The following is a 25751-nucleotide window of genomic DNA, read 5'->3' on the forward strand; positions in this document are numbered from 1 at the left end:
CCGCTCGAACCAGGCAACGACCACCGGAGAAATGCGGAAACTGCGGCGCGATCAGCGCGGCAAGCCGTGGCCCATGGTGCCATAGCCCACGCATAGCACAAAGAGGCGACACTCACACGCATCTGCGAGGTCCGTTACTAAATAGTTATCCTCCCGTAATCCTCTTGTAGCGTAGTGGACGTGCCGTTATCTGAAGCGGCTCCCTTGGCTTGTTACCTAGCTCTGCCGCTGGTCAAGGTCCACAGATATACACACTTCGGCAGAGGCGGGGGAACCACAAACGGGTTCCTTTGAATCCTTGGGGTTAAGTCAGCCAGAGGTTTCTACGGCTGACCGGGTGACTCCCATCCGCATCCGACAGCTCACCTCGCAGGTATCGGGAGAGGTAACTCAATGTCTTTCAATAACACTCGTGGACGTCACCGTGCCGAGACCGCCGGAATGTGGTCCGCACTTGCGAACGCCACCAGCGGCAAAGCACGCACCATCGGCAGCACCGCTGCCTTCGTGGCAGCAGGTTCCGGCCTGATGCTCGGTATGGCGGCTCCGGCCTCTGCCGGTGTCATCGCCAATGACTCATCCGAGTTCTACAGCGCACCTGCCGCTGTTTCCGCCCCCGTTGCTGCTCCGGCAGCAGCTCCCGCAGCCGCTCCGGCAGCCGCTCCGGCAGCTTCCGGTTCCACTCACGTGGTCCAGTCCGGCGACACGCTGAGCAAGATTGCCGCAACCTACGGCGTGACGCTTGAGGACATCCTGGCCCAGAACGGCCTGTCCCTTGAATCCATCATCTACCCCGGCGATGTCATCACATACGCCGGCGGCGCCGCAGTAGCTCCGGCTGCTGCAGCCGCACCGGCTGCTGCTTACGCGGCACCGGCAGCACCGGCAGCACCGGCAGCAGCGGCAGAAACCGCAGCCGCCGTCGACCTGAGCGGCATCAGCACCCAGGCCTCTTCCGTGACGCCTGCTCCCGCAGCCGGCGTAGCTGCCACGGGCACCAACCAGACCATGCTGAACTCCGCTTTCTCCCAGATGGGTGCCATGCAGGACTGCACCGTGCTGGTGGAAGTTGCCCTCCGGGCAGCAGGACACTCAGTTGGCGATCTGGCCCCGGCACAGCTTGCCGCCTACGGAACTCCGGTCTCTGACCCGATGCCCGGCGACATCATCTACTACGCCGACGGCGGCATGGGCTTTGCCCACATCGCCATCTACATCGGTGACGGCCAGGCCATCCACAGCGGATGGAACGGCAACCAGACTGTTCAGCAGAGCGCTAACGTCGGTTCCGGTGCCTCGTACTACCGCGTAGCCTAATCACGCACCAGTAGATTTACCGCAGGGGCGGGAAGCGAACGGCCCAACCCTCGGTGAAACCACACAAAGAACGCCCGGCCATTTGGCCGGGCGTTCTTTGTGCGTTCGGGCCCCTTGGGCCTTCCGGTTTATTCGGACACGCTGCAGGACGAACAACCCGCATTACGCGGCCGGTTCATCCTGTTCCGGGGTGCTTTCCTCCCGTACGGGAGCATCCTCGGCGGTGTCGTCGTCGGCACCGCGCCCGCCATCGTCGTCCGGGCCACCGTCGTCCGGGCCGCTGCCGTCCGGGCCGTGGCCGCCTCGGTGACTGTCATGGTGGCCGTCCCCGTGCCGGGCGTCGCCCCGTGAGCCCTGATTGCGGGCATCCCCGTCCGTGGACTCCTTACCGGCATCAGCGTCGGCGTCGGGATCGGCATCCGCATCCGCATCCGCATCCGCATTAGAGTCTGGACCGCCGTCCGAGTCTTCGCCGTCGCCGTCGAACCGGGGACCGCGTTCGGGCCGGCCGTCCTGGTCCTCCGCCTCGGCGTTGCTCTCGGCGTCCTGGTTCTGGGCGTCCTGGTTCTGGGCGTCCTGGTTCTGGGCGTCCTGCTGCTCGGTTACTGAGGCTTGCTCCTGATCCGCCGGGGAATCCGCGGTGGCCATGCCGGCAAAAAACGAACCAACCAACAGCGCCAGACCGCCCACAACACCAAGAATCCAACCCAGCGGGCCCCTGGCTTTGTCCCGCAAAGCCATAGTGATAATCACCTCCAAATAGTGGGGTTGCTTACGCATCCATTTTCGAAGCTGATTCTTCGAGGTTTCTTAGCGTCCAGACCAGGTAAGGGTTTTTTAGGGTTCAGACTTGGCAAGCGGCAGTCGGACTTCCACTGCACCTCCACCGCCGGGTGCGGCATTCGGCAATGCGCGGATACTGCCGCCGCAGCGGGCAACAATCTCCGCCACGAGGGCAAGGCCCAATCCATAATGCCGGGACTCCGGTAAACCATCCGGCGTGCGGGTCTGCTCCGAGTCAGCCCGGTGCCGTGTCGAGGCAAACCGCTCGAAGGCATGCGTGCTGAATCCGGGCGGGAACCCGGGGCCGTCGTCCGATACTCGAATGACGGCCTCCCGGCCGCTGCGGCGCACCGACACTCCTACGACAGAACGCGCATAATCCAAGGCATTAGCGCCCAGGGCGGTGAAGATTCGGTGCAGGGCAATCTCCCCGCCAAGGACAATGACATCGGTATCGGGAAGATCAAGTTCCAGGGACAAGTCTCGTCTGTTGGCTTCGGGCTGGAGCGCCCGTACCGCCGACTGTGCAAGGTCAACCAGGTTCACGGGTTCCGTGGCTCCGGTTTGCCGGGGATCCGCAGCCATCAGCAGGTCCTCAAGGATCCCGGTCAGCACCTTGGTGTCGGCGATGACGTCGTCGGCGGCCCGGACCGCATCCGAATTCGCTCCCTCAGAACCCACCGCTTCCGAAGCCTCTCCCCCACCCCCATCAGCTTCACGTTTCGACCCCGATCCGCCTGCATCGGCGATCAGCCGCCGCCGAAGCATTTGCACCCGGGTGCTGAGCAGTGTCAGCGGGGTCCGCAGTTCATGGCTCGCATCAGCCACGAACCGGCGCTGGAGTGCCAGTGCTTCAGCCATCGGACGCATGGCCGCCCGGGCCGCCAGCGCCGAGACGGCTCCGGCCAGGAGGCCTGCAATCACCACGGAGATCACCAGGGCAAAAGCCAGACGGCGCAGCTGGTCAGCGGATTCGCGGGTATCCACTGCCGCTTGGACCACATCCCGGCCGCGGCGGGCCGTCAAAACCTCATAGGTCCGGTCCCCCGCGGCCACCGTATCGCGGCGGGCCTGCCCGGTCTCGGCCACATCCGCCAGCGCTTCCTCGTACGGGAGGCCGGCGGGCATGTTGCGGGACACAGCCAACCTTCCGTCGTCGTACACCGCCAGGAACACATCCAGTGGTGCCTCGCGGGGAGAGTCGAACTGGGTTGCCGAGGACAGCGTGTTTTCGGCGGCATCCCGCGTCTGGGCGGCGACGAGTCCATACACCAGGCCCCCGGCAACGCCCAGCAGCACCACCACCAGGGCCGTAAACTGCATCGCCAAACGCAGCGACGCACGGGTCAGCTCAGCGTCCTCCCGGCTCTCCCGGTTCTCCCGGATCTCCCGGACCCCGCGCCAGCGCTTCATGCCGGCGCACCAAGCCGGTAACCGATCCCGCGCACCGTCAGCACCACCCCTCTGCCCAGCTTCCGCCGAAGATAGTGAACATAGGTGTCCACCACGCCGTCGTCGTCAGCGTCAGGGAACACGGCGTCAAGCAGTTCCGCGCGCGGGAAGACTTGGCGGGGCCGCCGGGCCAGGTGTTCCAGCAGCGCACCCTCACGTTCGGAGAGCACCACCACCTCGCCGGCGTCGGTCGTGACCGTGCGGCCGGTGGTATCCAGGACGCCGCCGGGGACCGGAAGGGCAGGTGTGCGGGGCAGATTCCGGCGCCGCAGCACCCGAAGGCGGGCCAGCAGCTCGTCGATGTCGAAGGGTTTGGCCAGATAGTCCTCGGCTCCGCGGTCCAGGCCTTCCACGCGGTCAGCCGGGTTGCCCAGCGCGGAAAGCACCAGCGCCGGCACGTAAATGCCCCGGCTGCGCAGCCGCGTCAGGACATCTAGTCCCTCAATTGCCGGCAGGCCCCGGTCCAGGAGGAGGACGTCGAACGGATGTGTCAGCCCTTCGTGCAGGGCCCGCTGTCCGTCATAAGCAACCGTCACCTTATATCCTTCGGATTCCAGGAGCTCCGCCAGCATCCGCGCCAAGCTGCGGTCATCTTCCACGACCAGGATCCGGGGACGGTCCGTCATGCCCGAAAGTCTATCCGCGGGCTAGCCGAAACACCCGGGAACGCAGGCCGCCGGGTGCTCCTCCACCGGAATCAGCTGGGGTGGGACTACCGCTGTGTTGGCCCGGCCGGTGCGGGCCGACCCCGCAGCTGCCGGCCCACGTTCTTTGCCCAGGCCGCTCCGCCACCGGTCGTCAGCAAAATGACGACGACGGCAACCAGGACGCCGATGGTGGTTTCAACCGCCCGGTCCACGGTCAGATCCCTTACCGGCTGCACTGAGACAAAGCCTGTCATCAGCAGCGCCACCGGTGTCAGGAAGACCATGGCGAGCCCGTAGTGGCGGATGACGTACACCTCGCCGCCCAATTGCAGGGCTGCCAGGAGAACCGCCAGCTGCACCGGGCTCCAGTCCGCCTGCAGCAGGAGTGCGGACAACAGCACGCCGGCGTAGGTGCCCAGGATGAAGTGGCCGGCGCGGGCCGGCGCATGTGCGGCATCCGCTGCGGCAATGGGTGCACAGGCCGCGAGCATCGCCCAGTAGCTGTGGCCCGGCCCCAGCAGCAGGGCCAGGGAGCCGGCGGCAGCGACAGCTGCGACATACCGTCCGGAGTGGGCGAGGATGTGTGCCGCTCCCGGCGGAGGAGCCTGCTGGGGCAGCAACACCGGTGTATGGCGGCGGGCGTGGACCCGGCCGGCGATTCCCAGCAGAACCGCTGTCGCTGCGCTTCCGGATACGGCCAGCGCGGCTTCCGCGACGGACCCGGAGAACGGTGCGGCAGCGGTTGCGGTAAACGCAAAGATGTAGGTGAAGGGGCCGGCGGGGCGGATCCGCAGGTAGTCCGCCGCCACCGAGATCACCCCGGCCACAATGGTGGCGGCGACCACCAGTTCCCAGTCGCTGCGTCCTGCGACAGACATGGAGACTCCGGCCACCACGGTCAGGGACATCAGCACACCGGACTGGGTTTGGTGGCGCAGCCGCCGCCAGTGAGGTTCAGCGCGGCCGAAGACTCCGGTCAGCGACCCGAAGATGGCGCACATCGTCAGGTCCGTGCGGCCCAGCATAATCAGTACCAGGAGCGGAAGGAGCATCCCCGCGGCCACCCGCACGGCGGGGAACCGGTGTCCGCGGCCCGCCGGGACTGCCAGGAAACCACGGAGGTCTTGCTTCACGGTTAACGAGCCTTTCACCGCGGCAGGAACAGGAGATTTGCCGCCTTTCCAGCCTATGAGTGAGGCCTCCGCCGGGATGGCAGCCACCCACGTGATTCATCTCCTACCGGTGCGGCACCCGTTCTGGCGCCGGGCCTTGGATCGGGGCGCCACATCCGGGCGGCGCTACATCCGGGCCTTAGTTTTGGCCGTTGCCTTTGCTGCCCAGGGATCTTCCGGCCAGGGGTGTTTGGGATACTTGCCCCGCATTTGGGCACGCACCTGCAGATACGGCCCGGACCAGAACGATGCCAGATCATCGGTGACGGCCAGCGGCGCCCGGGCCGGTGAGAGCAGATGGAACAACACCGGCACCCGTCCCTGAACCAGCCGCGGCGTCTCAGCCCAGCCAAAGCACTCCTGCAGCTTGACGGCCACGACCGGCCGGCCGCCGTCGTCGTCCACTGCGGGGTAGGTAATCCGGATCTGGGATCCGCTGGGAACCTGCAGCCGTTCCGGTGCCAGTTCCCCGAGGCGCGACGCCTCCGGCCACGGAAGCAGCCGGCGCAGCGGCTCCACCAGGTCGATTCCGTTGACTGACGCTCCGGCGGCCAGCGCATGCAGCTCAGGTGCCAGCCAGGCATCTAGCCGGGCCAGGAGTGCAGGTTCGGAAACATCCGGCCAGGGCTCACCCAGCTCGCGGTGCAGCAGTGCCATCCGGCGGCGCAACGTGTCGGCAGCCGGTGAAAACCCAATGACACCGAGCCCTTCCCGTGCCAATGCGCGGGCTACGGCTGCCCGGCCTTCCCCGGGTGTGGGGCGGACCGGTGTGGAGGACAACACAATCGCCCCCAGCCGCCGTTCCCGCTTGGCCATGACACGGCCTCCGTTAAAGGATGCCTCGACGGTGTCTTCCAGCAGATGCCGGGCTGCGGCTTCCGCTGTGTCTTGGCTCAACGGCGCCGCCGAGCGGATGACGGCCCCGGTTCCGGCAGCGTCGCGTCCCTGAGCGCGGGAAACTTCGGCAACGGCAAGCCACTCGTGTCCGGTCAGCGGGCTGCCGGCCGGCAGGCCGGCCCGGGTTCCGGAGGAGAGCAAATAGCGTTCCCCAGTGCCCGCGCTGCCGGGAACCCGCCGGGCAATGCGGTCCGGAAAAGCCAGTGCGACGACGAAGCCGAGGGCCTCCGTTCCAGGCACCGAGACTGCAGGCGCATTGGCGGCGCCGTTGCGGGTACGGGCGCTTGTGCGCGAGAGGGACTGCAGCCGCCGCACATCCTCTGCCCAGCGCCGCTCTCCCGGATCCCGTCCGGCGCGCAGGCTGGTGAGCAGCCGGGAGAGATCGGCACCGGAGGCGCGGAGATCACCGGCCACGAGGGCCACAGCTTCGGCCGCAGACCGGGCACCGACGACGGCGGTCCCGTCCAGCAGCGCCCGGGCCAGCCGCGGATCGGATGGAATTCCCGCCAGGGTCTTGCCGAGAGCGGTGACTGCACCGCTGGAATCAACCGCGCCGAGATCCCGCAAGACGGCCTGTGCATCTGCCAGGGCTGCCCGTGGCGGGGCATCGGGCAGGGCCAGTCCTTCTCCGCCCGGCGTTCCCCAGCATGCCAGCACCAGTGCCGCAGCGGTGAGGTCCGCGACGGCGATTTCCGGGGTCTGATGGGCCGGCGAAGCACCGAAGGTTCGTTCGTCGTAGCAGCGGACCACCCGGCCTGGTCCCTGCCGGGCGGCGCGTCCTGCACGCTGCACCGCCGACGCGCGGGAGCAGGACACCGTGACAAGTCCCGACATCCCGCGTGCGGCATCCCGGCGCGGTTCCCGGGCAAGGCCGGAATCGATCACCAGGCGCACTCCCGGCACGGTCAACGACGATTCTGCCAGGCTGGTGGAGACGATGATCCGCGGCGGGTCTCCGGGGCGCCGGCCGGAGACGGCACGGTCCTGTTCCCTTGGGTCGATCTGCCCGTGCAGCTCCAGCACCTCGGTTGTGGCAACAGGTCCGGACTCCGCTGCCACTTGGCTGCGGATCCGGCCGGCCACATAGGACACCTCCCACGCTCCGGGGACGAAAACCAGTGCGTCCGCCTGCGCGTTCCCGGCGAGCATCTCCCCGTGGGCTGCGGCAGCGGTAACGGCAACGTGGTTCAGGAAGGAGCGGGTCACACCATGTTCGTCCATCCGCAACGAGGTGCCAGGGGCCCAGCGGATGTCCAGCGGATACAGCGCCGAAGGACAGCCCACGACGGGTACCGGCCCGCCGTCGTCGTCGTTGCCAATGAGTGAGGCGAAGCGGGGCGCATCGACGGTGGCCGACATCGCGACCAGCGTGAGGTCTCCGCGCAGCTGGCGGACTTCGGTGAGCATTCCCAAGAGGAGGTCAGTGTCCAGGCCGCGCTCATGGACCTCGTCAAGAACGACGGCGGCGGTGTCTTCCAGTCCGGGATCGGCCAGCAGGCGGCGAAGCAGGATTCCCGGAGTGACAAACTCGATGATGGTGTCCGGTCCCGTGTGGCTCTCACCGCGGACGGTGTAGCCGACCCGGCCGCCAACAGGGCTGCCGTCCAGCGAGGCAAGCCGCCGGGCCGCCGAACGTGCGGCCACCCGGCGGGGTTGGGTGACGACGACGCGTAAGGGTTTGGATGCGCCGTCTGCACGGGAACCGATCAGGTTGGCGATCAGCGGCGGTGCCAGTGTGGTCTTCCCGGTGCCCGGAGGTGCCTGGACAACTGCTGCTGCCCCGTTGGGGGCCGATCCTGCCGGCTCAAGCGCGGCAGCCAGTTCAGGAAGTGACTCCGCGAACACCAGTCCGGCACCGATGGCCTGCAGGTTGAAGGGATGGTGGTGCGCGGCAGGTTCCAGTGCGGTGTGCGGTGTAGTCACTCGTCCATTGTCCCGCGTCATGAGTGAGGAGAGATTCTTCGCCTCGGGGTTCACGTCCCGCAACCTCTCCTACTGCACGCTCCCCATGCTTCACGCCCCCTGATTCACCACGCTGGGCGTGGAACGGGCGGCCGCGGCGCCGTGGATGAATAGGCATGTCCGGTGGACGTCACGGTTGTCACGGTGTGCCGGTTCGGATGCAAGGGAGTGGACCTCCCGGTGGGCCCGTCGCTTTCAGCGGGGACTCCGGCGGCTGTCCTGACTGTCCCGGCTGTCTTGGCTGTCTTGGTGGCCCGTGATTCCCAGCCGGGTGCTTCCTTGGCCTGGTTGCAGGCTTGGCAGAGTCCCTGAATGTTCTCGGCAGTGGTGGTGCCGCCTGCGTGGACGGGTGTGATGTGGTCGTAGTGCCGGATGGGCGCCCCGCACCACGGTGTGCGGCAAACCTGATCGCGGGCCGCGATGAGCCGGGCAAGGCCGTGGGGCACCAGCCGGGCGCGCGAGTCCATGGCCGTGAGTTGCCCGCTGGTCGGGGCGATGTAGAGGCGGCGGAGCCATACTTCCGTTTGCGGATCCGGACGCGTGGGTGGTGCGCCCCGTTCGGTGGCCGGTCCGTCTGGTTCGTCTGGTTCTGGTTTTGGTTTTGGTTCCGGTTCCGTGGGATGTGGTCCCCGGACGAGGTCTCTGGCCCACTGGGCCGGGACGATTCCGTAGCCGGTAAGCACTGCCGGCTCCGCTCCCTCGGGAACAAACGATGTGCTCTGCCCTCCGGTTGCCGGTTCCGCCGAAGCCAGGGGTCCTGGTTTTGTATCGGGTCTAACCTCGGGCGGGGTTCTATCTGCACCGCCGGGGTCGATGCCGGCTTCGGTCCAGGGGCGGCTGTGGCCCGCGCTCCGGCTGCCGCTCCCGGGACCGGCTCCGGTTGTGCAGTCCCCACCCCGGCTGGACCGTGTATGGACAGGATCGGTGCCGGCAGCCCCGTAAGCGCCCGCGGTGGCGGCAGCCCTATCAGCATCGGCTGAGTTGGCGTCGGGACCGGTGGTTGTCGTGTCATTGGGCAGAATGCCGTGCAGCAGGGTCTGATCCGTCATGATCAGCTGCACCTCGATCCGCACATCCTCAGCCCGAGCCTGCCCGGTGGCCCGTTCCACGAGGGTGTCGGCCATGATCTGGCCCTTGGTGCGTGGATCCCCGGCCCCGCGTAGCCGGTCAGCTTCCCGGGTCAGCGCCGCATACACCCCCACCCCTTGGGCCACGGGCAGCAGGGCGGTCAGATAGGTCATGGTGTCCGGGGCCGGACGGCAGGACACAAAACGTTCCGACACGGCGTGCGCGGCACGGTTGACCACGGCGTGCGGATCCAGACCATAGGACAGGGACTTGATCCTGTTGATTAGTTTCCGGTCACCGAGCTGCTCGAGCTCTGCCAGGTTCCCGGCGACCTGCCGGTCCACTTCCTGCCGATCGGCCAGGGACAGGCACGCGGTCTCCCGGACCAGCAGGGTGGCCCGCCACTCACTGATCACTCCTTTTGAGAGTGCGGCGAGGGTGTGGGGCATTTCCGTGGTCAGGATCCTTGCCAGGCCCAGCAGTTTCGCTCCGTGGTGCGGGGATTCCCGGCGGGCCAGGGCCACTTCAGCGGCGACGCCCTTGCCGAGCTGGCCGGAGGTGAGTCCCGCGGCGGCCTGCGCGCGGCGGGTGGAGGCATCAAAAGCCGCAGCGGCCCGGGCCTGGGCGGCGGCAATGGCACCCTTTAAGTCCTCCAGGGCCCGGATCTCCCGGATCAGCAGGACCCGCTCCAGGGCCTCCAACTCCGCAAGCGTGCTGGCACCCGTGCTGCCCGCCGCCGCCGGCTGCGGCTCCGGTTGCTGTGTTCCAAGCGCCCGTCCGCCTTTGCCGCCGTCGCCCGGGGAAGACGACGTCCGGCGGACGCCACCCCGGGTCGCCGGTGCGCCGTCGTCGTTTCCCGCGGAGTAGTACATAGGTTCTATTTTAGTGATCCAGGCCCTATTCCCTGCGGGTTTTACATACGGGACAGTTACTCGAATCCGGCCTGGATCTCGCCGGCCACCCCAAGTAAAAGCCGGCCGCAGAGATGACAGTCTGATGTGCGTCAGGTGCCGATAGAGCCGTCATGCCTGCCGCAGTGCTGGAGGAGCTCCTGCATAATGACGGCATGGGGAAGAAATGGATTATGGCGGTATTAGTCGGGATGTCTCTTATTCTCGGAACTGGCCTGATTTATGTCTTTCTGCACCCCCAGCTCACCCTCACTCTCGAGGACGTCATGAACTCTGAATACGACGCAAAAGACGTCACTACCGAGGTTCGGGAGATCACCGAGGATGCCTGTGGGCATCAGCTCAATTGCATCGAGGCGTACAGTACGGCGGAAGCCAATTACTACCGTTTCAGGAGCCACCCAGCAGCAGCTAACTACGCATCGACGGTGAAGGACGGGTTCAGCGTGAACTACTTTGTGATGGATTTCGACGGCAAGGCTGCGTCGGTGCAGGACCAGCAGTCGGCCATGGAGCAGCTGGCCGGGACGTGGAACGACTACGAAGGGGACTTCCCCAGCCGCTAAGCAACCAGTTCCCGAAGGACGCAGCAGTTCGCGAAAGGATCAGGGAACCAAGATGAGTCAACCCAATGAACAGACGCCGGCGGATCAGCTGCGCAGCATGAGCGGCGGAGCCGTGCCAGCGGAGGCTCTGGCCTTCTTCGATTCGCTTCCCCCTGTACAGCTTGACGAGATGAGTGGTTCCTGGCGGGGCGCCGAACTGCCAACGGGGCACCGGCTGGACGGCGTGCTCGGCATCCTGGGATGGCAGGGAAAGAGGTTCGACGACGGGGACTCCGTCCACCCGCTCATTTTCGAGACGTCGACCGGGCGCCGGTTTGAATTCAATCCCGGGCTCGTTCCCTTGAATCTGGCGCTGCGGTGCGGTCCACTGCTCCGCCAACGTGCAGTTGGCAGGATCGTTCGCCCACTCCTGCAGCTGGCCCGGACAACGAAACCGAGGGCCCGGCTTCGCATGATGGAATACCGCGGCGTAGTGTCAGCGACCATGATTTACGACGCGCTGCCGGTTAACGACGCCTTCCGCAGGGTCGACACCAACACGCTGCTGGGCGCCATGGATATGCGGGAGCCCGGCCCTCCGTTCATCTTTTCGCTCCACCGGATGAGCCCGGACCAGTAATTTTTCAGGTGTTGGAACAGCAGGCCATTGCTCCCCCGCACCGGACCTGTGACAGTAATCCGGTGAATACGGAAACCTCGGGAGCACTCGTGGCGCGTCTCAGTGCTGCCGGCTGTGTTTTTGCTGCGGAGGAAGCAGCCCTGCTCATTGAAGAAGCCGGAAGCATGGGAGATCCGGGCCACGCGGACCGCCTGGACGACATGGTCCGGCGCAGAATCGCCGGACAGCCACTGGAGCAGATTCTCGGGTGGGCTGAATTTTGTGGACTCCGGATACCTGTTGCGCCGGGGGTGTTCGTTCCGCGGCGGCGGACGGAACTGCTTGCCGAGCATGCGGTCCAGATTCTGGCGACGATGTCCGGGCCAACGACGACGGGCGCTCCAACGACGACGTCGGGTCCGACGGTCGTCGAGCTGTGCTGCGGCTCGGGCGCCGTAACACTGGCTATCGCCGCCCAAACGTCCTCCCGGCCCACCTTGTTCCAGCCGACACTGCCCGCCCCCAAGCTGTTTGCCGTGGACCTCCAACCCGAAGCAGTGGACTGCGCCCGCACCAGCCTCGACGGGCTGGCCACAGTCCTGGCGGGTGATCTGTTCTCCGCGCTGCCCCGGGATCTCCTCGGCCGGGTGGACATTGTCGCGGCAAATGCTCCCTATATACCCAGTGCCCGGCTGGCGACTCTTCCACGGGAGGCCCGCGACCACGAACCTGCCCTCACCCTCGACGGCGGCAGCGACGGGCTCGATGTCCTCCGCCGGATCGTATCCATTGCACCAGAGTGGCTGCGCCCCGGTGCGTATTTGCTGCTGGAATGCAGCAAGCAGCAGGCAAAAACAGTGAAAGGCATCATGGGCCTGCACGGATTTTCGCCGGAAATTGTGCGCAGGAAGGCCACTGACGCCACCATCGCCGTCGGGCGCCGGAAATCCTGGTAAAGCGCAGGCACCGGAATAGGGAAGACTGGAAGTTCGCAATCTCCAAAGGTGGAACCACTTGATCAATCTTCAGCAGGACAACGACGGCTTCATCCGCATGGACCGTCATCTCCCCAAGTCGGCATCCGTCGGCATCACTTTCACCGATGGAACCACCGAAGTTGTCACCGGTGAACGGATCAATAAGGCGTACGACGACGCCCTGGCTGAGTTCCGCAGCAAGAACAAGCTGGATGCCAAGGGGTTCACCCGCATCGCCAAGAAGCGGGTCCTGGACAACAACAAGATCAACTTTGTTCCGGTACAGCCCGGAATGGCTCAGTAGAACTACCCGCGTCGTCCCGGCCCGGCACAGGACTTCGCCCCGCCGCCAGGTGGCCGGTGACAAGACGGACCAGCTCCGGCACCACGGTGGGATGGAAGTAATGCCCCATTCCCGGAATGGTGACGTGCCGGGAAGCGGGCACCGCAGCAGCGGTTGCCGCTCCCCCGCTGGGATGCACAATCGGATCCCGGTCGCCGTGGATGACGAGTGTTGGAGCAGTGATCCGGGCCAAATCACGGGTGCGGTCCTGTGATGCATTGATGGCCCCCAGCTGCCGCGAACGCGCGCTGCCGCCGTCCGGAAAATTGCCGCGCTCCCACGCCACTGCAGCTGCCGCGGTGTCCGTTGCGGTATCCGCGGGATGGGTGCGGCCGGCCAAATGCCTCATCATCCCCACACGTGCACGAATGAACTCATCGCGGGTGCGCGGCGGCCGGGCTGCGAAGCGCCGCTTGGTGGACAGCGCCGCCGCCCCGGTTTTCCGCGCCCCCGTGGTCGAAATCATGGAGGTCAGCGTCAGGGCGCGCTCCGGATAATGGGCGGCAACAGACTGGGCGATCATTCCGCCCAGTGACATGCCCACGATATGGGCGCGTCCCACACCCAGATGATCCAACAGGGCAACTACGTCCGCTGCCATGTCCTCCACGCGGTACGCGCCCGGAACCGGGCGGCCCAACGCTTGGTCCAGCAGACTCGGCGTGGGCGTGGCCATCCTGCTGGACCGGCCGGTGTCGCGGTTGTCGGGCAGGATCACGCGGTATCCGGAAGCCGCCAGGCCGTCAACAAAAGCGGCGGGCCAGGACGTGAGATCCATCCCCAAGCCGGAGATCAGGACCACCGGCTCGCCGTCGTCGGGCCCTTCCACCCGGTAACACATCCGCACGCCCGTACCCAGGGTCGCGAAGCGGTCCGCTTGCGCGTTCGCCGCACGTCCAACTCCGGGAGGCATCCCCTCCGGCCCGGTGAACCGCAGATGCTCATCAATGAGCGCGCCCTTTTGCAGGTCCCTGCGGTCGGCCAGGAAGTTCATTGTCATGAGCCACGGCGCTTCGGTCCCCTGCCGCGGGAGCTTGGCCAGGCTCCGCTGGACATAGCCGGCGCCGAAGTCCAGCAGCGGCCGGGTCTGCAGCCCTTCGGGTGTCACCGGGACTGCAGCTGCGTAGCCGTGATGGTCCATATGCGTGAGCAGCCGGGAAAACCAGTGAGCCAAAAGCCCGATCTTGAGCGTCCACGAAGCATTGGTGTAACCGATGGCGAACGCCATGTTCGGAACGCCGCTGAGCATAACGCCGCGGTACGCCACATGCTGGGCCAGGTCCACCGGCTCGCCGTCGAGCCGCAGTTCCATTCCGCCCAGAAGCTGGATGGTGAATCCGGTGGCCGTGACGACGACGTCGGCGGCCACTTCCTGCCCCGAGGCCAGCCTGATTCCACCTGAGCTGAATCCGACCGCCTCTCCGGTCACCATCTCCGCATTGCCGCTTCGCAGGGCGGCGAAAAAATCGCCGTCCGGAACCGCGCACAGCCGCTGGTCCCACGGTCCATAAGGAGGGTTCAGATGCGTGTCCGCGTCGAAGCCCGGAGGAAGGGCCTTACGTTGAATTGCCCGGATTATCCTGCGTGATGCGCGCGGCCAGCGCTGGCACACTGACCAGATCAAGCGCTGCCGGCGCGCGCTGACTTCAGCCATGATTCGTCCGGTGCGTTCGGGGCCGACGACGCCGCGCAGCCGGTGTGCGACCGGATCCTCGGCGGGGATAGGCAGGATATAGGTGGGGGTGCGCTGGACCATGGTCACCTGCGCGCCCAGATCGGCCAGGGCCGGCACCAGCGTGACGGCGGTGGCACCGCTGCCGATGACCGCTATCCGCTTGCCCAACACCTCCAGGCCTTGGGGCCAGTGCTGCGGATGAACCACCGGGCCCCGGAAGCTGTCCTGACCGGGAAGGTCCGGTGCGTAGCCCTGGTCATAGCGGTAATATCCGGCGGCGTTGAAGATCCAGCCGACTGTCAGCTCCAGAAACTCCCCGGTGCCGACCGGCTCGCCGGCGTTTCCGTCGGGACCGATGCCATCCGGGTCCGTGCCGCCCTGGCTGGCTGCGTCCTGCCCCACCCCGGGTGTTCTGGTGAGCTCAACACGCACCTTCCAGTGCGAATCCCGGCTGGACCAGTCAGCCGAGACCACGCGGTGGTGGTAACGGATGAGGCGGTCCACCCCATACTCGGCGGCCGTTTCGTGGAGATACCGCAGGATACTCGGGCCGTCCGCGATGGCCTTCTCCTCCAGCCACGGGCGGAAGTCGTAACCGAAGGTGTACAGGTCAGAGTCCGAACGCACTCCCGGATAGTGAAAGAGGTCCCAGGTTCCACCCGAGCGGCCGCGGGACTCGAACAGCGCAATAGACCGGTCCGGATGGTCGGTAAGCAGCCGGCAGGCAGCACCTATCCCGCTCAGCCCGGCGCCGATGATCAGCACGTCCAGGTGTTCCAGGGTCTCTCCGGATGCCATTATTGCTCCCCGCTGTTGTTTGCCGGCACGCCTTCATACCGCTGAAACCGAGAGTAGCGGACCGGTCCGACATTCGATGCCCCCCATGGTCGAGCTGCCGCCGGGCAACCCTCCCGCAGCACCGGGCACGCCTCTACCGTTGGAAGATGGATAATTGCTCCGGCTCCGCTCCCGGCCGCTGACATGCTGGCCTCCGAACTGGTCGTGATCCTGGCGGCCGCCGTACTCCTGTGCACCCTGGCCGCCCGGCGGACGAAGCTGCCGGCACCAGTGCTGCTGCTGGTCTGCGGTATTGCGCTGGGCTTCATTCCGGCACTGGCGCAGGTGGAGCTGCCGCCCGAAGCTGTGCTTTTCCTCTTCCTGCCGGCGCTGCTGTTCCGGGAAAGCATCACCACCTCGCTGCGCGAGATCCGCAGCAACCAGCGCGGCATCGTCCTGATGGGAACCGCACTGGTGGTGGTCACGGCGTGGGCGGTCGCCGTCGCCGCCCACGCGCTTGGCCTGCCCTGGGGGCCGGCGTGGGTCCTGGGGGCGGCTATTGCACCCACGGATGCCACCGCCGTCGGCGCCCTGGCCAGTGTCCTTCCCCACCGCTACGTCACGCTGCTGCGCGCGGAAAGCCTGATCAACGACGGAACCGCACTGGTTATTTACGGGGTGGCGGTCGGGATCACCGCCGGCACGGAACAACTGAACACGCTCGAGGTTTCCGGACTGTTCCTGCTGGCCTATGCGGGCGGCATCGCCGCCGGTTTGCTGACCGCCTGGGTCAGTTTCCGCGTCAGGCGCTGGGTGCAGGATCCCCTGCTGGGCAACGTGGTGACCATCCTGACTCCTTTTACCGCCTTTGTCCTTGCGGAGGTCATCAACGCTTCGGGGGTGCTCGCCGTCGTCGTGGTGGGTCTGGCAATGAGTCAGGCCGGCCCACGGATCATCCGTGCCGATACCCGCCAGCAGGGGCAGGCGTTCTGGTCCCTGACCACGTTCCTCCTTAACGGAGCCCTGTTTGTCCTGGTCGGGCTGGAGCTGCCGCGCGCCGTCAGCGAGCTGCCCGGCCGGCAGCTGGCACAGGGCCTGTTTTTGGTGACGGTGGTGACCGCGGTGATTGTCGCCGTCCGGCTGCTGTACCTGTTTGTCGATGCCTACGTGTTCCGGCTGCTGGACCGGCGTGAACGCCAACTGAAACGGCCCGTCAACAACCGGACCCGGGTGGTGAGCGGGATGGCGGGATTCCGCGGCGCCGTCTCGCTGGCCGCAGCTCTGGCGACCCCGCAGTACACCGCATCCGGTGAGCCCTTCCCCTATCGGGACCTGATCATATTTGTGGCCACCGGCGTCATCATTCTGACGCTGGTCATCCAGGCACCTCTGCTTCCCGTGATTGCACGCTGGGCCAGAATGCCGCTGGATGCGGCCCGGCGGAAGGAAGAGCAGCAATTGGCTGAAACCTCAGCTGTCCGGACTGCGCTGGAGGCACTACCGCAGGTGGCCGCTGAGCTCGGCACCGATACGGTTGTCGCCGACGAGGTCCGTTCCGAGTATGAACGGCGCCTGGCGACACTCAACGCACTGCAGGGCGACGCGCGGGGGAACGACGACGGCGCCCGCCACCTTGCACGCGCCGCGCAGTACCGGGACCTGGGCCTGGCACTGCTGGCCCTGAAACGGAACACCGTCATCCGGCTGCGGGACGAGCGGCGAATTGACGACGCCGTCCTGCTGCGGGTGCAGGCGGTACTGGATGTGGAGGAACTCCGGCTTGCCTCCCGCCGCAACCCCGGCGATGATGACGGCGGGGCCCGGTGAAGATCTGCTTCACGAACCGCTCGTAAGCTACCGCCGCAACCGGACCCGGACGGATGCCGCCGCACAGGCGATGACCGCAGCCCCGCCCAGCAGTGTGGGCCAGGCGAGCTGCTCGCCCAGGAGCAGGGCCGCCCAGCAGATGGTCAACACCGGCTGGACCAGCTGAATCTGGCTCACCTGCGCCATGGGGCCTATGGCCAGTCCGCGGTACCAGGCGAAAAATCCGAGAAACATGCTGATGACACCGAGGTAGCCGAGCGCCGCCCACTCAGCGGGAGAGCCCGACGGCGGCTGCCGGATGACCGCCGCTGCGGTCAGCACCACCATGAGTGGTGACGCCAGGACCAGTGCCCAGGACACGGTCTGCCAGGCGCCGAGTTCGCGCGAGAGCAAACCGCCCTCGGCATAACCCACAGCGCCGGCCGCCACGGCAGCGAAGAGCAGCAGATCTGACCAGTGGAGTCCAACCAGTCCCCCGCCGTGAAGCGCAGCAAAAACCACCACCGCGGCTGCGCCGGCACCGGCCATGATCCAAAAGAACAGCGGGGGACGTTCATGTCCCCGCAGGACGGCGGCCACAGCTGTGGCCGCAGGCAGCAAACCGATGACGACGGCGCCGTGGCTGGCCGGAGCAGTCGTCAGCGCGAAGGATGTCAACAGCGGAAATCCCAGCACCACTCCGCCGGCCACCAGCGCCAGGCGCGCCCACTGCCGCCGTTGCGGAAAGTGCTGCTTGGTCAGGGCAAGGGCTGCCGCTGCCAGGAGGGCGGCAATAACCGCGCGGGCGGAACCGATAAAGAGCGGAGAAAGACCGCCGTCCTGAACCGCAATCCGGGTCACCGGCAGGGTCAGGGAAAACGCTGCAACGCCCAGCAAACCCCACCCGAGCCCGGCCTTCAGACCGCCGCCGGGAGTGGATAGCAGTGGTGCCTGACGGAGAGTAGCGCTACTATGCTGTGTCATGTCTCACGATAGCAGCAGCGTACGCATCGTCACAGGGTTGCGGGCCTGGATTTCGACGGCGGCGCCGGGAACCCGAATTCCATCCACCCGTGAGCTGGTGGCACAGTACGGAGCCAGCCCGGTGACCGTGCAGAAGGCACTGCGGACACTGAGCGCGCAGGGTGTGATCGAAAGCCGCCCGGGCGTGGGCACCTTTGTCCGCGCCGCCCGGATGGCCCGCGCGCACGACTACGGCTGGCAGACTGCAGCGCTTGGATCTCCCCAGGCCCGCCTGCCCCAGCTGTCCGCCGCACTCCGGACCGCGCCCAATGACGTCATTGCCCTGCACTCGGGCTATCCCGACCGGGAGCTGCTGCCGGAGCGGCTTGTCCGGGCAGCCTTCACGCGGGCGGCTCGGAGCAGTGCCGCAGTGAGCCGTTCCCCCGCCGCGGGTTTGCCCGAGCTGCAGGCGTGGTTCGCTGCGGAGCTTGAAGCAGCGGCCCCGGCCGGTGCCGCTCCCCCGGCGGCGGCCGACGTCGTCGTCCTCCCCGGCAGCCAGAGCGGAATCAGCACCGCTTTCCGGGCGCTGGTGGGTGCCGGTCGGCCGCTGCTGATGGAATCGCCCACTTATTGGGGCGCCATCCTCGCCGCGGAGCAGGCAGGCGTGGAAGTCATTCCGATTCCCAGCGGCGAAAGCGGTCCCGATCCCGCAGATCTGGTGCGCGCCTTCGAGCAGACCGGTGCCCGGGCCTTTTACGCCCAGCCCACCTTTGCCAACCCCACCGGCATCCAGTGGACGCCGGATCTTTCGACTGAGGTGCTCGACGTCGTGCGCCGGTTCGGTGCGTTCCTCATCGAGGATGACTGGGCCCACGACTTTGGCATCAGCGCGGATCCAAGCCCCCTGGCGGCCCGGGACGACGGCGGTCATGTGGTCTATCTGCGCTCCCTGACCAAGAGCGTGTCTCCGGCGGTGAGGGTGGCCGGCATCGTGGCCCGCGGTCCGGCCCGGGAACGCATCCTGGCCGATACCCAGGCGCAGTCCATGTATGTCAGTCCGATACTGCAGGCGGTGGCGCTCGACGTCGTGACCCAACCTGCGTGGAAGACCCACCTGCGCGGTCTGCGCCGGCAGCTGGCCAGCCGCCGCGATCTGCTGGCGGCGTCGCTGCGCGAGCATGTTCCCGGGGCCGAGCTGCCAGTGCTGCCGCACGGCGGACTGAATCTATGGCTTCGGTTGCCGGATGGCACCGACCTGCCCCGGCTCGTGCGGGACTGCGAGAGCGACGGCGTGGTGGTCGGCACCGGCGATGAGTGGTTTCCGGCCGAGCCCACCGGACCACACCTCCGGTTGAACTACTCCGGGCAGAATCCTGGCGCCTTTCCTGAAGGAGCACGAATTATTGGCAGCGCTATGGCGCGGCAGCGGAGTGAGTCCTAACCGCTGCGGCGGGATTCGTCGGGATCGTCAGGGGCTTCCCTGCGGTGCTGCATAAAGAGCTCCCTGGTCCTGAGCAGCCGCAGAGCCGTCACCAGCACCAGGCCGCCGACCATGTTGAAGAGCAGGGTGTAGGCGAACCACACCAGCCATTCGAGGTAGGTGATTCCGGCGCCGGACTGGATCGCCCCGAAAATCAGCAGGGAATCCAGGATTGAGTGGAACAGCTGGAGCCCGGCCAGGAGGAAGCCTCCAATGACCGTGGCCACGATCTTTGCCGGGTCCGATGAGGTGCCCTGCTGCATCCGGCTCATCAGGGTGATCGTGCTGCCGCCGAGAATGGCCAGCGCAACCGTCTGCAGCGAGAACGGTGCATCGGTGAAATGCTTGGCCGATTCCGCCACCGTGGACTCCCACTGCGGAAAGGCCTGCATGACGATCCACATGAACACCCAGCCGCCGGCAAGGTTGGCCACCAGGGTGCCGCCCCAAAGTTTGCCCAGCTGCTTGATGCTGCCTTCTTTGGCCACGACGGCGGCAACCGGCATCAGGAAGTTCTCCGTGAACAATTCGCTGTGCGCGAGAAACAGGGCAATCAGCCCCACGCTGAAGGCAATGCCGGCCAGCAGGTGGTCCCCGGTTTCGTGCAGGACAGCCAGATAGGCCATCACGCCCAGTCCTACTTCCAATCCGCCGAATACACCGGTGACGAGGATGGTGCGGACGGTTCGGTGCAGGCGCTCGGCGCCTTCCGTGACCGTGTTGTCAAAGGACTCCTGGAGCTCATCCTCCACCGGTGCGTCCGATTCTCCGATTTCCCTGCGGCGTTCCTCGCTCATTGTGTCCCGGTGTCCTTTCCGTGTGGGCCGGTGCGGACCGGTGTTGGCCGGTGCGGGCGCCTCAACCCCTATGGCTAAACACTAAGCCTGCTGATGAAAAGTGGGATGCATGACAGGTCGCACAAAGTGATCTACTCTTCTAGATCAGTCAGTGATCCGGAACACCAGATCGGTCAGGAGCACGAATGCGTCAGCCCGCAGGTTCGCTGCGAAAGGGCGTCCCCGCTGCGGAGGCGGGCATATCGCCGTCGTACTGGTGGTGGCTCTTCGGTACCGTTTGGACTCTCCTGGGCACCCAGATCCTCTCGTTCGGACTGGGCTGGGCCGCGTCCGGGAACGGCGGCGCCGCTGCGGGCCTGGTGCTGACAGCCGTGACGCTTCCGCGCGTCGTTTTCGCCCTCCACGGCGGAGTGGCAGCGGATAGATCAGGCCCTTGGAAGATGATGATCCGGATGGACGGACTGATGTTCTGCGTTTCCGCCGCCGCCGCGGCCCTGGTGTTTTCCCTGGGGACGCCGCTGTGGTTGCTCCTGGGCACGGCCGCGGTCCTGGGCACCGCCGATGCGTTCTACCGCCCGGCGTCCGGGTCCTTTCCGCGCTTCCTCACGCCCGGGTCGGGTCTGCTGCGCGCGACGGCCGCACGGCAGGCATTGATCCAGCTCACCGCCGCTGCCGGGCCTGCGGCCGGAGGCGTCGTCGTGGCCTGGCTGACGCTGGGCGGCAGCGCTGCAGCGGCTGCGGTTGGCTACTTGTTCATGTTCGCGGTGCTCCTGTCGCTGCGCGGTGCCGCGACCGCCGCGACCGGTGGGGCCGGTGGGGCCGGTGGGGCCGGATTAGCCGCGCCGGGGAGCGATCCGGCGCACGCGTCCGTCACCGCGCCCGTCACTTCGCCGCGCCGGTCCATCCTTCGGGAAGCAGCGGACGGCCTGCGGCTCGCCTGGTCCCTGCCGCAGGTGCGCGCCGTCCTTGGCCTGCTGGCCGCTGTGTCCGGTTTGGTGTTGCCGCTGACCACGCTGCTCGTTCCGCTGCTGGCGCGGAACCGGGACTGGGATGCGGCGGCGGCGGGCACGGTGTCGGGCGGGTATGCCGCGGGCATGGCTGTGGTTGTCCTGCTCATTGTGGTTCGCGGCCAACGAGCTTTCGCCTGGTTTCCGCCGGTGGCAGGTCTGGTGCTGTGCGGCGCGGCCATGGTGGCCATGGCCTGGGTGCCGGGGATGTGGCTGTGCTGCGTGCTCTCCGTCGTCGCCGGACTGGGAACCGGAGTCTTCAGCGCCAAGGCCGCGCCGCTGCTGCTTCTCCTGGTTCCCGAGTCACATCTGGGGCGCATCCAGTCAGTGGCGCTGCTCGCGCAGATGCTGCCACTGCTTGTTGCCAACAACGTGCTGGGATGGATGAGCGACGCTATCGGTCCGGCAATGGTGATTGCCGGCTGCGGTGCTGCGACGGCACTCGTAGCCGGCTGCTGCCTAGGCAACCCGCGCTCCGCGGGCTGGGGCGGCACCACTAGACTTTCAGGCATGGCATTAACGACGGCGGAACCCGGCACCCGCACCCGCACCACGGTTCTCTGGTTCCTTCTCGGCCTTCCCGCGGCTCTTGTGCTGGTGGTGTTCGGCGCTCAGATTCACGGCCTGGACTTCACCGTCTACCGCGAGGGCGCACTGGCCTTCCTCGGCCGCAGTGAACACCAGTTGTATGACCCGGCCCTGGTGCAGACCGACACCCGCGGACTGCCGTTCACGTATCCGCCGTTCGCCGCACTGCTGCTGACGCCGTTCGCGTTCATGCCCGAGGCGTTGGGGCTGGTCCTGCTCACGGCGACCTCATGCGTATGCCTGGTCCTGACCGCTTTCCTCGTTGCCCGCTACCTTCAGGAGAACGAGGTGATCCCGGAACGGTTCCGTGCAGCGCGTGGCGGCAGCGCCGGCGTTGTTGTGCTGGCCACCCTGCTGATTGGCGTGCTCGGGCCGTGGCGCGAGGGCCTCGGCTTTGGGCAGATCAATCCGATGCTCATGCTGCTGATCGTGGCGGACCTGCTTCGTCCGGCGGGCCGGGTGCCGCGCGGCATGCTGATCGGGCTCGCTGCGGGCATCAAGCTCACTCCGCTGGCCTTCGGACTGATCTTCCTGGCCCGGCGCGACTGGCGTGCCATCCTCACGATGGGACTCACCTTTGCGGCCACAGTGGCTGTGGGCTGGCTCGCGTCCCCGGAACAGTCACGGCTCTTCTGGTTTGAATCGCTCTTTGATTCCACCCGGGTGGGCGACACCACCGACATGTACAACGTGTCACTGAACTCGCTGATCGCGCATTTGGGTACGCCCGAGTCACTGCAACGGCCGTTGTGGCTGCTGGCCTCGGCCGCCGTCGTCGTTCTGGGCTATCTCGCGATTCGACGCTCGGACGAGCGCGGTGACCTGATAGCCGCCATCAGCGCCAACTCCGTCGTCATGCTGGCCATCTCGCCGATCTCCTGGTTCCACCACTGGGTGTGGATCGCGCTGGTGCTGCCGGCGCTGTGGGTTGCGGTGCGACGGCGGCGTGCCGGGGTGCGCGCTGCGGGCACCGCCCTGCTGGTGGCCATGGTGCCGGTGTTTATGCTCTCCTCCATCACTGTCACCATGATGCTGACCGGCTCAGTGAGCGGCCAGGGGCCGGTGGCACTGGAGCTGTTCACCAGCCTGGGCGTGATCCTGCCCGTGGCTGCGTTGGCGTTCTGGGCCACGGCGCCCATTCCGGGTCGTCAGCACTAGTCGACGGAACCTGCCAGCAGCTCCCGCGAGCGCCGGTATTTCGCGGCCAGCCGCGCCCGGGTCTCCTCATCCAGTTTTCCGACCCGCTCGGGGCTGGTGTTGTCATCCAGGTCCGCTGCTTTGACGATGCGCGCAATTTCATTGCCCCGGACACGTTCAAAGTAGCGTTCAGGTGGTTCGCCCTGGCGTTTCGTCATGGCGTCCACCCCTTCGATCACCGCTTCCGGGAAACCCTGGGCACGCAGTGTCTCCAGAGTGGTTGCGGTGTCTTCCACGGCGTCGTGGAGCCATCCCACGGCCCCGGCCTCCTGGCGCAAATGGTTCGGTGCCGTTTCGACGGCTGTCCGGGACACCCGCTCGGGGTGGATGATGTAGGGGGCTCCGGCTTTGTCCGTCTGCCCCTCGTGGGCTGCCCTGGCCACGCTTTCCGCGCGGGCTATGAGACTTTCCATGTGTTCTCCCTGCTGGGCCTGCATCGGCCACTGGTTCAATTCGAGTTCTGGCGCATGCCCTCACTCTAAGCGGCCCCTCCCCCAGTTCCCCTCGACCTAGTCCAGCACCTCCGAAACATGCCGCAGCCAACGGGCGACGACGGCCAGCTCCTGGGCACTGAATCCGTCGGTGATCCTTTCGTTCAGCTCGCCCAGGGCGGACTGCACGACGCCGAGCGCGGCCTTTCCGTCAAGGGTCAGAGTCACCCGGATGGTCCGGCGGTCCGCCACGTCCGGCGCCCGGGTGATGAGGCCGGACTTCTCGAGCCGGGACAGCAGCCCGCTCAGCCCCGCCGGGGAGGCGTCCACGGCTTCGGCCACCTCACCGGTGCTCGCGCCGGGACGGGTAGCCAGGTATAGCAGCACCCCGGAGGCGGCCGCGCTGAGCCCGCGGTCCTCACCCCGGCGGCCAATCCACCGGCGCAGCCGCCGCTCGGCCGTCAGGGTCAAGAAGATCAGCCGCGGTGGACGCCGGAGGCTGCCGCTGCTTAGCCCGCCGCCGCCCTGTTTCACGGCTGCTTCGCGATCCGTCCGTCGAGCCAGGCAAGGACCTCAGGCCACAGCTTCTCCTTAACCCCGCGCCGGAAAAAGCCCATGTGTCCGATTGCAGGGGCCCCGGCGTCGTCGGGCGTGTAGGTCCGCCGCTCCACAGCAGCATTGGGAAGCCGGCTGTAGATGGCGTTGATCTGTCCGGGCGTGGCCCAGAGGTCGTCGCTGAAGCCGATGGACAGCACCTCGGTCCTGACCCGGCCGGCGCGTTCGTCGGCCTGCATGCTGGGATCATCAAAGAAGTAGTTCGGCCGGCGCGACCAGGAACTCCACTCGAGCATGGCTCCGCCGGGCATATCCTCGCCCAGGCCCATTTTTCGGCCTGGGACAACGCCGAGCAGCCGGCCCGTGATCGGGCCGAGGATTCGCAGGACCACCCACACACGGAGGCGTTCCTTCGGATCCGCGATGGCCTTGGTGACGCCTGCGTGCGAGGCTATGGCGACGAACCCCAGGAGCCCGTCAGTGCCGTTGTTCAGTGCCATGGCATGCCCGCCAATGCTGTGTCCGACGGCGAGGTGCGGCAGGTCCGGGAACCGTTCGGCCATCCATCCGGAGGCAGCCGGGACGTCGTGCATCATCCAGTCCCGCATGCGGATGGTCCGGTTCGCCTTCGGACTGCCGGAGGAACCTGTGCCGCGGTAGTCGTAGGTCAGGACGGCGTAGCCGTTATCGGCCAGATATTCGGAAAAGCCGGTGTAGAGCCGCTCAGCCACGGCGGTGGCGGGATGGATAACGACGGCGGCGCGGAGAACACCATGGGTCGGCAGGCGCAAAGTGCCGGCGAGCGCGCCACCCGTAGGAACCGGCATGCTGATTCTTTCGGACGTGACTGGGGTCACGCTATTATTTCGCATGCGAAGTAATCTACACCAGGCTCCGGGCAACCCGTCGACGATCCGGTAAGGGAGTGGAACACTGTCGAACCATGAGCAACTTTATCGACATAAACCAGTGGTGGCCGCGGCTCACCGAGCAAACCCGCACCTGGCTCATCGACAACAACGGTGATGCTGTTCCGGCAGCCATCCGGCAGGAGATAGAAAGGGTTGGCGGCGTGCCGGCGGCGGACGCCTGGTGGTTCGGGGGCTGGGAGCCGTCAGGTTCCGGCTTCCTCTTCTCCGATTCCGGCGTCGAGTGGATTGAAGCCACCGCCAACGGTGAAACCCCGGACCCGCGGGACTATTCCCGCTAGCCGTTCCGCAGCCCTAGCGTGAAACTCCATCCGGCCAGCCCAGGGTGAAGTACAGGTGCAGGCGGACACCGCTTTGCCGGTCCAGTTCCGGGTAGCGCTTCAGGCCGGCGGCCAGGGCCGTGTGCTGTGAGGGCCGGTTAAGGTCGTTGGTCCGGGCCAGGACGGGGAGTTCCGGAAAATGCAGCCGTCCCCGCCTTACCGATTCAATGGCTCCTTCGGTGGCATATCCGCGGCCCCACACGGAGGGGTCGTAGCGGTAATACAGGTTGAGGATTTCCGTGCCGTCCACTGTGCCAAAGTGCAGGCCGGTAAAGCCGATAATCGTTTGGGGTGAACTGCGTTCAGCCACGGCCCAGTACCCGAACCCCTCCCGGTCCCAGTGGTCCAGGAACATCCGGAAAGTCTTCTCTGCAGCTGCCGGGCCGAAATCGTCGTGGTTGTAGCGGTTTGTCCGGGGGTCGGAGTGGATGCGGACCGCATCTTCCCGGTCCGCCGGTTCCAGCCGCCGCAGCAGAAGCCGTTCGGTGGTGACCGGGCTCCAGGCCTGGGTCTTTTGACGCACGCGCCTCATG

General features: G+C 66.6%; 22 protein-coding genes and 1 riboswitch. Of the genes, 9 read left to right on the forward strand and 13 right to left on the reverse strand.

What is annotated here, in order from left to right; genetic code table 11:
* Positions 1-238: 238 nt before the first annotated feature.
* Positions 239-390: riboswitch (cyclic di-AMP (ydaO/yuaA leader) on the forward strand.
* A gap of 3 nt (positions 391-393) precedes the next feature.
* On the forward strand, positions 394-1317 hold the full coding sequence (locus AAE021_RS06815; RefSeq protein ID WP_342024857.1) for a LysM peptidoglycan-binding domain-containing protein: 924 nt from the start codon (positions 394-396) through the stop codon (positions 1315-1317).
* Between the two features lie 162 nt (positions 1318-1479).
* Here AAE021_RS06815 and AAE021_RS06820 read toward each other — a convergent pair whose 3' ends face one another.
* From AAE021_RS06820 to AAE021_RS06845, 6 genes are all read right to left on the reverse strand, one after another.
* Positions 1480-2097 carry a hypothetical protein gene (locus AAE021_RS06820; RefSeq protein ID WP_342024858.1) on the reverse strand — a complete coding sequence of 206 codons (618 nt, stop codon included), beginning with the start codon at positions 2095-2097 and terminating at the stop codon, positions 1480-1482.
* Between the two features lie 57 nt (positions 2098-2154).
* The gene (locus AAE021_RS06825; protein ID WP_342024859.1) at positions 2155-3513 is read right to left on the reverse strand and encodes a HAMP domain-containing sensor histidine kinase; all 1359 of its coding nucleotides are present in this window, start codon (positions 3511-3513) and stop codon (positions 2155-2157) included.
* On the reverse strand, positions 3510-4178 hold the full coding sequence (locus AAE021_RS06830; RefSeq protein ID WP_342024860.1) for a response regulator transcription factor: 669 nt from the start codon (positions 4176-4178) through the stop codon (positions 3510-3512). Before AAE021_RS06830 ends, AAE021_RS06825 begins: the two co-directional genes overlap by 4 nt.
* Before the next feature lie 86 nt (positions 4179-4264).
* On the reverse strand, positions 4265-5332 hold the full coding sequence (locus AAE021_RS06835) for an FUSC family protein (protein ID WP_342024861.1): 1068 nt from the start codon (positions 5330-5332) through the stop codon (positions 4265-4267).
* A gap of 165 nt (positions 5333-5497) precedes the next feature.
* Positions 5498-8212 (reverse strand): ATP-dependent helicase HrpB, encoded by a 2715-nt coding sequence (gene hrpB / locus AAE021_RS06840; protein ID WP_425362458.1) that lies wholly within the window; start codon positions 8210-8212, stop codon positions 5498-5500.
* 83 nt (positions 8213-8295) lie between these two features.
* Positions 8296-10170, reverse strand: coding sequence for an HNH endonuclease (locus AAE021_RS06845; protein WP_342024863.1), 1875 nt, complete (start codon positions 10168-10170; stop codon positions 8296-8298).
* Between the two features lie 152 nt (positions 10171-10322).
* Between AAE021_RS06845 and AAE021_RS06850 the strand changes: the two genes are divergently transcribed.
* The 4 genes from AAE021_RS06850 to AAE021_RS06865 all read left to right on the forward strand — a co-directional run bounded on the left by AAE021_RS06850 (position 10323) and on the right by AAE021_RS06865 (position 12654).
* Positions 10323-10775 carry a hypothetical protein gene (locus AAE021_RS06850; protein ID WP_342024864.1) on the forward strand — a complete coding sequence of 151 codons (453 nt, stop codon included), beginning with the start codon at positions 10323-10325 and terminating at the stop codon, positions 10773-10775.
* Positions 10776-10827: 52 nt separating this feature from the next.
* Positions 10828-11394: a DUF4334 domain-containing protein gene (locus tag AAE021_RS06855; protein WP_342024865.1), complete on the forward strand. Its 567-nt coding sequence runs from the start codon at positions 10828-10830 to the stop codon at positions 11392-11394.
* Between the two features lie 62 nt (positions 11395-11456).
* Positions 11457-12329 carry a putative protein N(5)-glutamine methyltransferase gene (locus tag AAE021_RS06860; RefSeq protein ID WP_342024866.1) on the forward strand — a complete coding sequence of 291 codons (873 nt, stop codon included), beginning with the start codon at positions 11457-11459 and terminating at the stop codon, positions 12327-12329.
* Positions 12330-12387: 58 nt separating this feature from the next.
* Positions 12388-12654, forward strand: a complete 267-nt coding sequence (locus AAE021_RS06865; protein WP_342024867.1) for a hypothetical protein — start codon at positions 12388-12390, stop codon at positions 12652-12654.
* On the opposite strand, the gene AAE021_RS06870 is transcribed toward AAE021_RS06865, so the two are convergent.
* The gene (locus tag AAE021_RS06870; RefSeq protein ID WP_342024868.1) at positions 12617-15166 is read right to left on the reverse strand and encodes an alpha/beta fold hydrolase; all 2550 of its coding nucleotides are present in this window, start codon (positions 15164-15166) and stop codon (positions 12617-12619) included. The genes AAE021_RS06865 and AAE021_RS06870 overlap by 38 nt on opposite strands.
* Positions 15167-15349: 183 nt before the next feature.
* On the opposite strand from AAE021_RS06870, the gene AAE021_RS06875 reads away from it, so the two are divergent.
* Positions 15350-16972, forward strand: coding sequence for a Na+/H+ antiporter (locus tag AAE021_RS06875; RefSeq protein WP_342024869.1), 1623 nt, complete (start codon positions 15350-15352; stop codon positions 16970-16972).
* Positions 16973-16999: 27 nt separating this feature from the next.
* On the opposite strand, the gene AAE021_RS06880 is transcribed toward AAE021_RS06875, so the two are convergent.
* A complete protein-coding gene (locus tag AAE021_RS06880; RefSeq protein ID WP_342024870.1) occupies positions 17000-17935 on the reverse strand; it encodes a DMT family transporter in 936 nt (311 codons plus the stop codon).
* On the opposite strand from AAE021_RS06880, the gene AAE021_RS06885 reads away from it, so the two are divergent.
* Positions 17934-19355 carry a PLP-dependent aminotransferase family protein gene (locus tag AAE021_RS06885; protein ID WP_342024871.1) on the forward strand — a complete coding sequence of 474 codons (1422 nt, stop codon included), beginning with the start codon at positions 17934-17936 and terminating at the stop codon, positions 19353-19355. The two genes, AAE021_RS06880 and AAE021_RS06885, sit on opposite strands and share 2 nt — an antisense overlap.
* Here the strand turns inward: AAE021_RS06885 and AAE021_RS06890 are convergent.
* Entirely contained in the window at positions 19352-20191 is an 840-nt protein-coding gene (locus tag AAE021_RS06890; RefSeq protein ID WP_342024872.1) for a formate/nitrite transporter family protein, read from the reverse strand. The two genes, AAE021_RS06885 and AAE021_RS06890, sit on opposite strands and share 4 nt — an antisense overlap.
* 185 nt (positions 20192-20376) lie before the next feature.
* Here AAE021_RS06890 and AAE021_RS06895 point away from each other — a divergent pair, with 185 nt between their 5' ends.
* Entirely contained in the window at positions 20377-22944 is a 2568-nt protein-coding gene (locus AAE021_RS06895; RefSeq protein WP_342024873.1) for an MFS transporter, read from the forward strand.
* On the opposite strand, the gene AAE021_RS06900 is transcribed toward AAE021_RS06895, so the two are convergent.
* The 3 genes from AAE021_RS06900 to AAE021_RS06910 form a co-directional block, all read right to left on the reverse strand.
* Positions 22941-23396 carry a phosphohydrolase gene (locus AAE021_RS06900; protein ID WP_342024874.1) on the reverse strand — a complete coding sequence of 152 codons (456 nt, stop codon included), beginning with the start codon at positions 23394-23396 and terminating at the stop codon, positions 22941-22943. The genes AAE021_RS06895 and AAE021_RS06900 overlap by 4 nt on opposite strands.
* 96 nt (positions 23397-23492) lie before the next feature.
* Positions 23493-23885, reverse strand: coding sequence for a MarR family winged helix-turn-helix transcriptional regulator (locus AAE021_RS06905; protein ID WP_342024875.1), 393 nt, complete (start codon positions 23883-23885; stop codon positions 23493-23495).
* Positions 23886-23944: 59 nt separating this feature from the next.
* Entirely contained in the window at positions 23945-24796 is an 852-nt protein-coding gene (locus AAE021_RS06910; RefSeq protein WP_342024876.1) for an alpha/beta hydrolase family protein, read from the reverse strand.
* Between the two features lie 116 nt (positions 24797-24912).
* Between AAE021_RS06910 and AAE021_RS06915 the strand changes: the two genes are divergently transcribed.
* Positions 24913-25179 (forward strand): hypothetical protein, encoded by a 267-nt coding sequence (locus AAE021_RS06915; RefSeq protein ID WP_342024877.1) that lies wholly within the window; start codon positions 24913-24915, stop codon positions 25177-25179.
* 13 nt (positions 25180-25192) lie between these two features.
* On the opposite strand, the gene AAE021_RS06920 is transcribed toward AAE021_RS06915, so the two are convergent.
* On the reverse strand, positions 25193-25741 hold the full coding sequence (locus AAE021_RS06920; RefSeq protein WP_342024879.1) for a GNAT family N-acetyltransferase: 549 nt from the start codon (positions 25739-25741) through the stop codon (positions 25193-25195).
* Between the last annotated feature and the right edge of the window lie 10 nt (positions 25742-25751).

Origin of the sequence: Arthrobacter citreus (genome assembly GCF_038405225.1) — a bacterium.
GTDB classification, from domain to species: Bacteria; Actinomycetota; Actinomycetes; order Actinomycetales; family Micrococcaceae; genus Arthrobacter_B; species Arthrobacter_B citreus_A.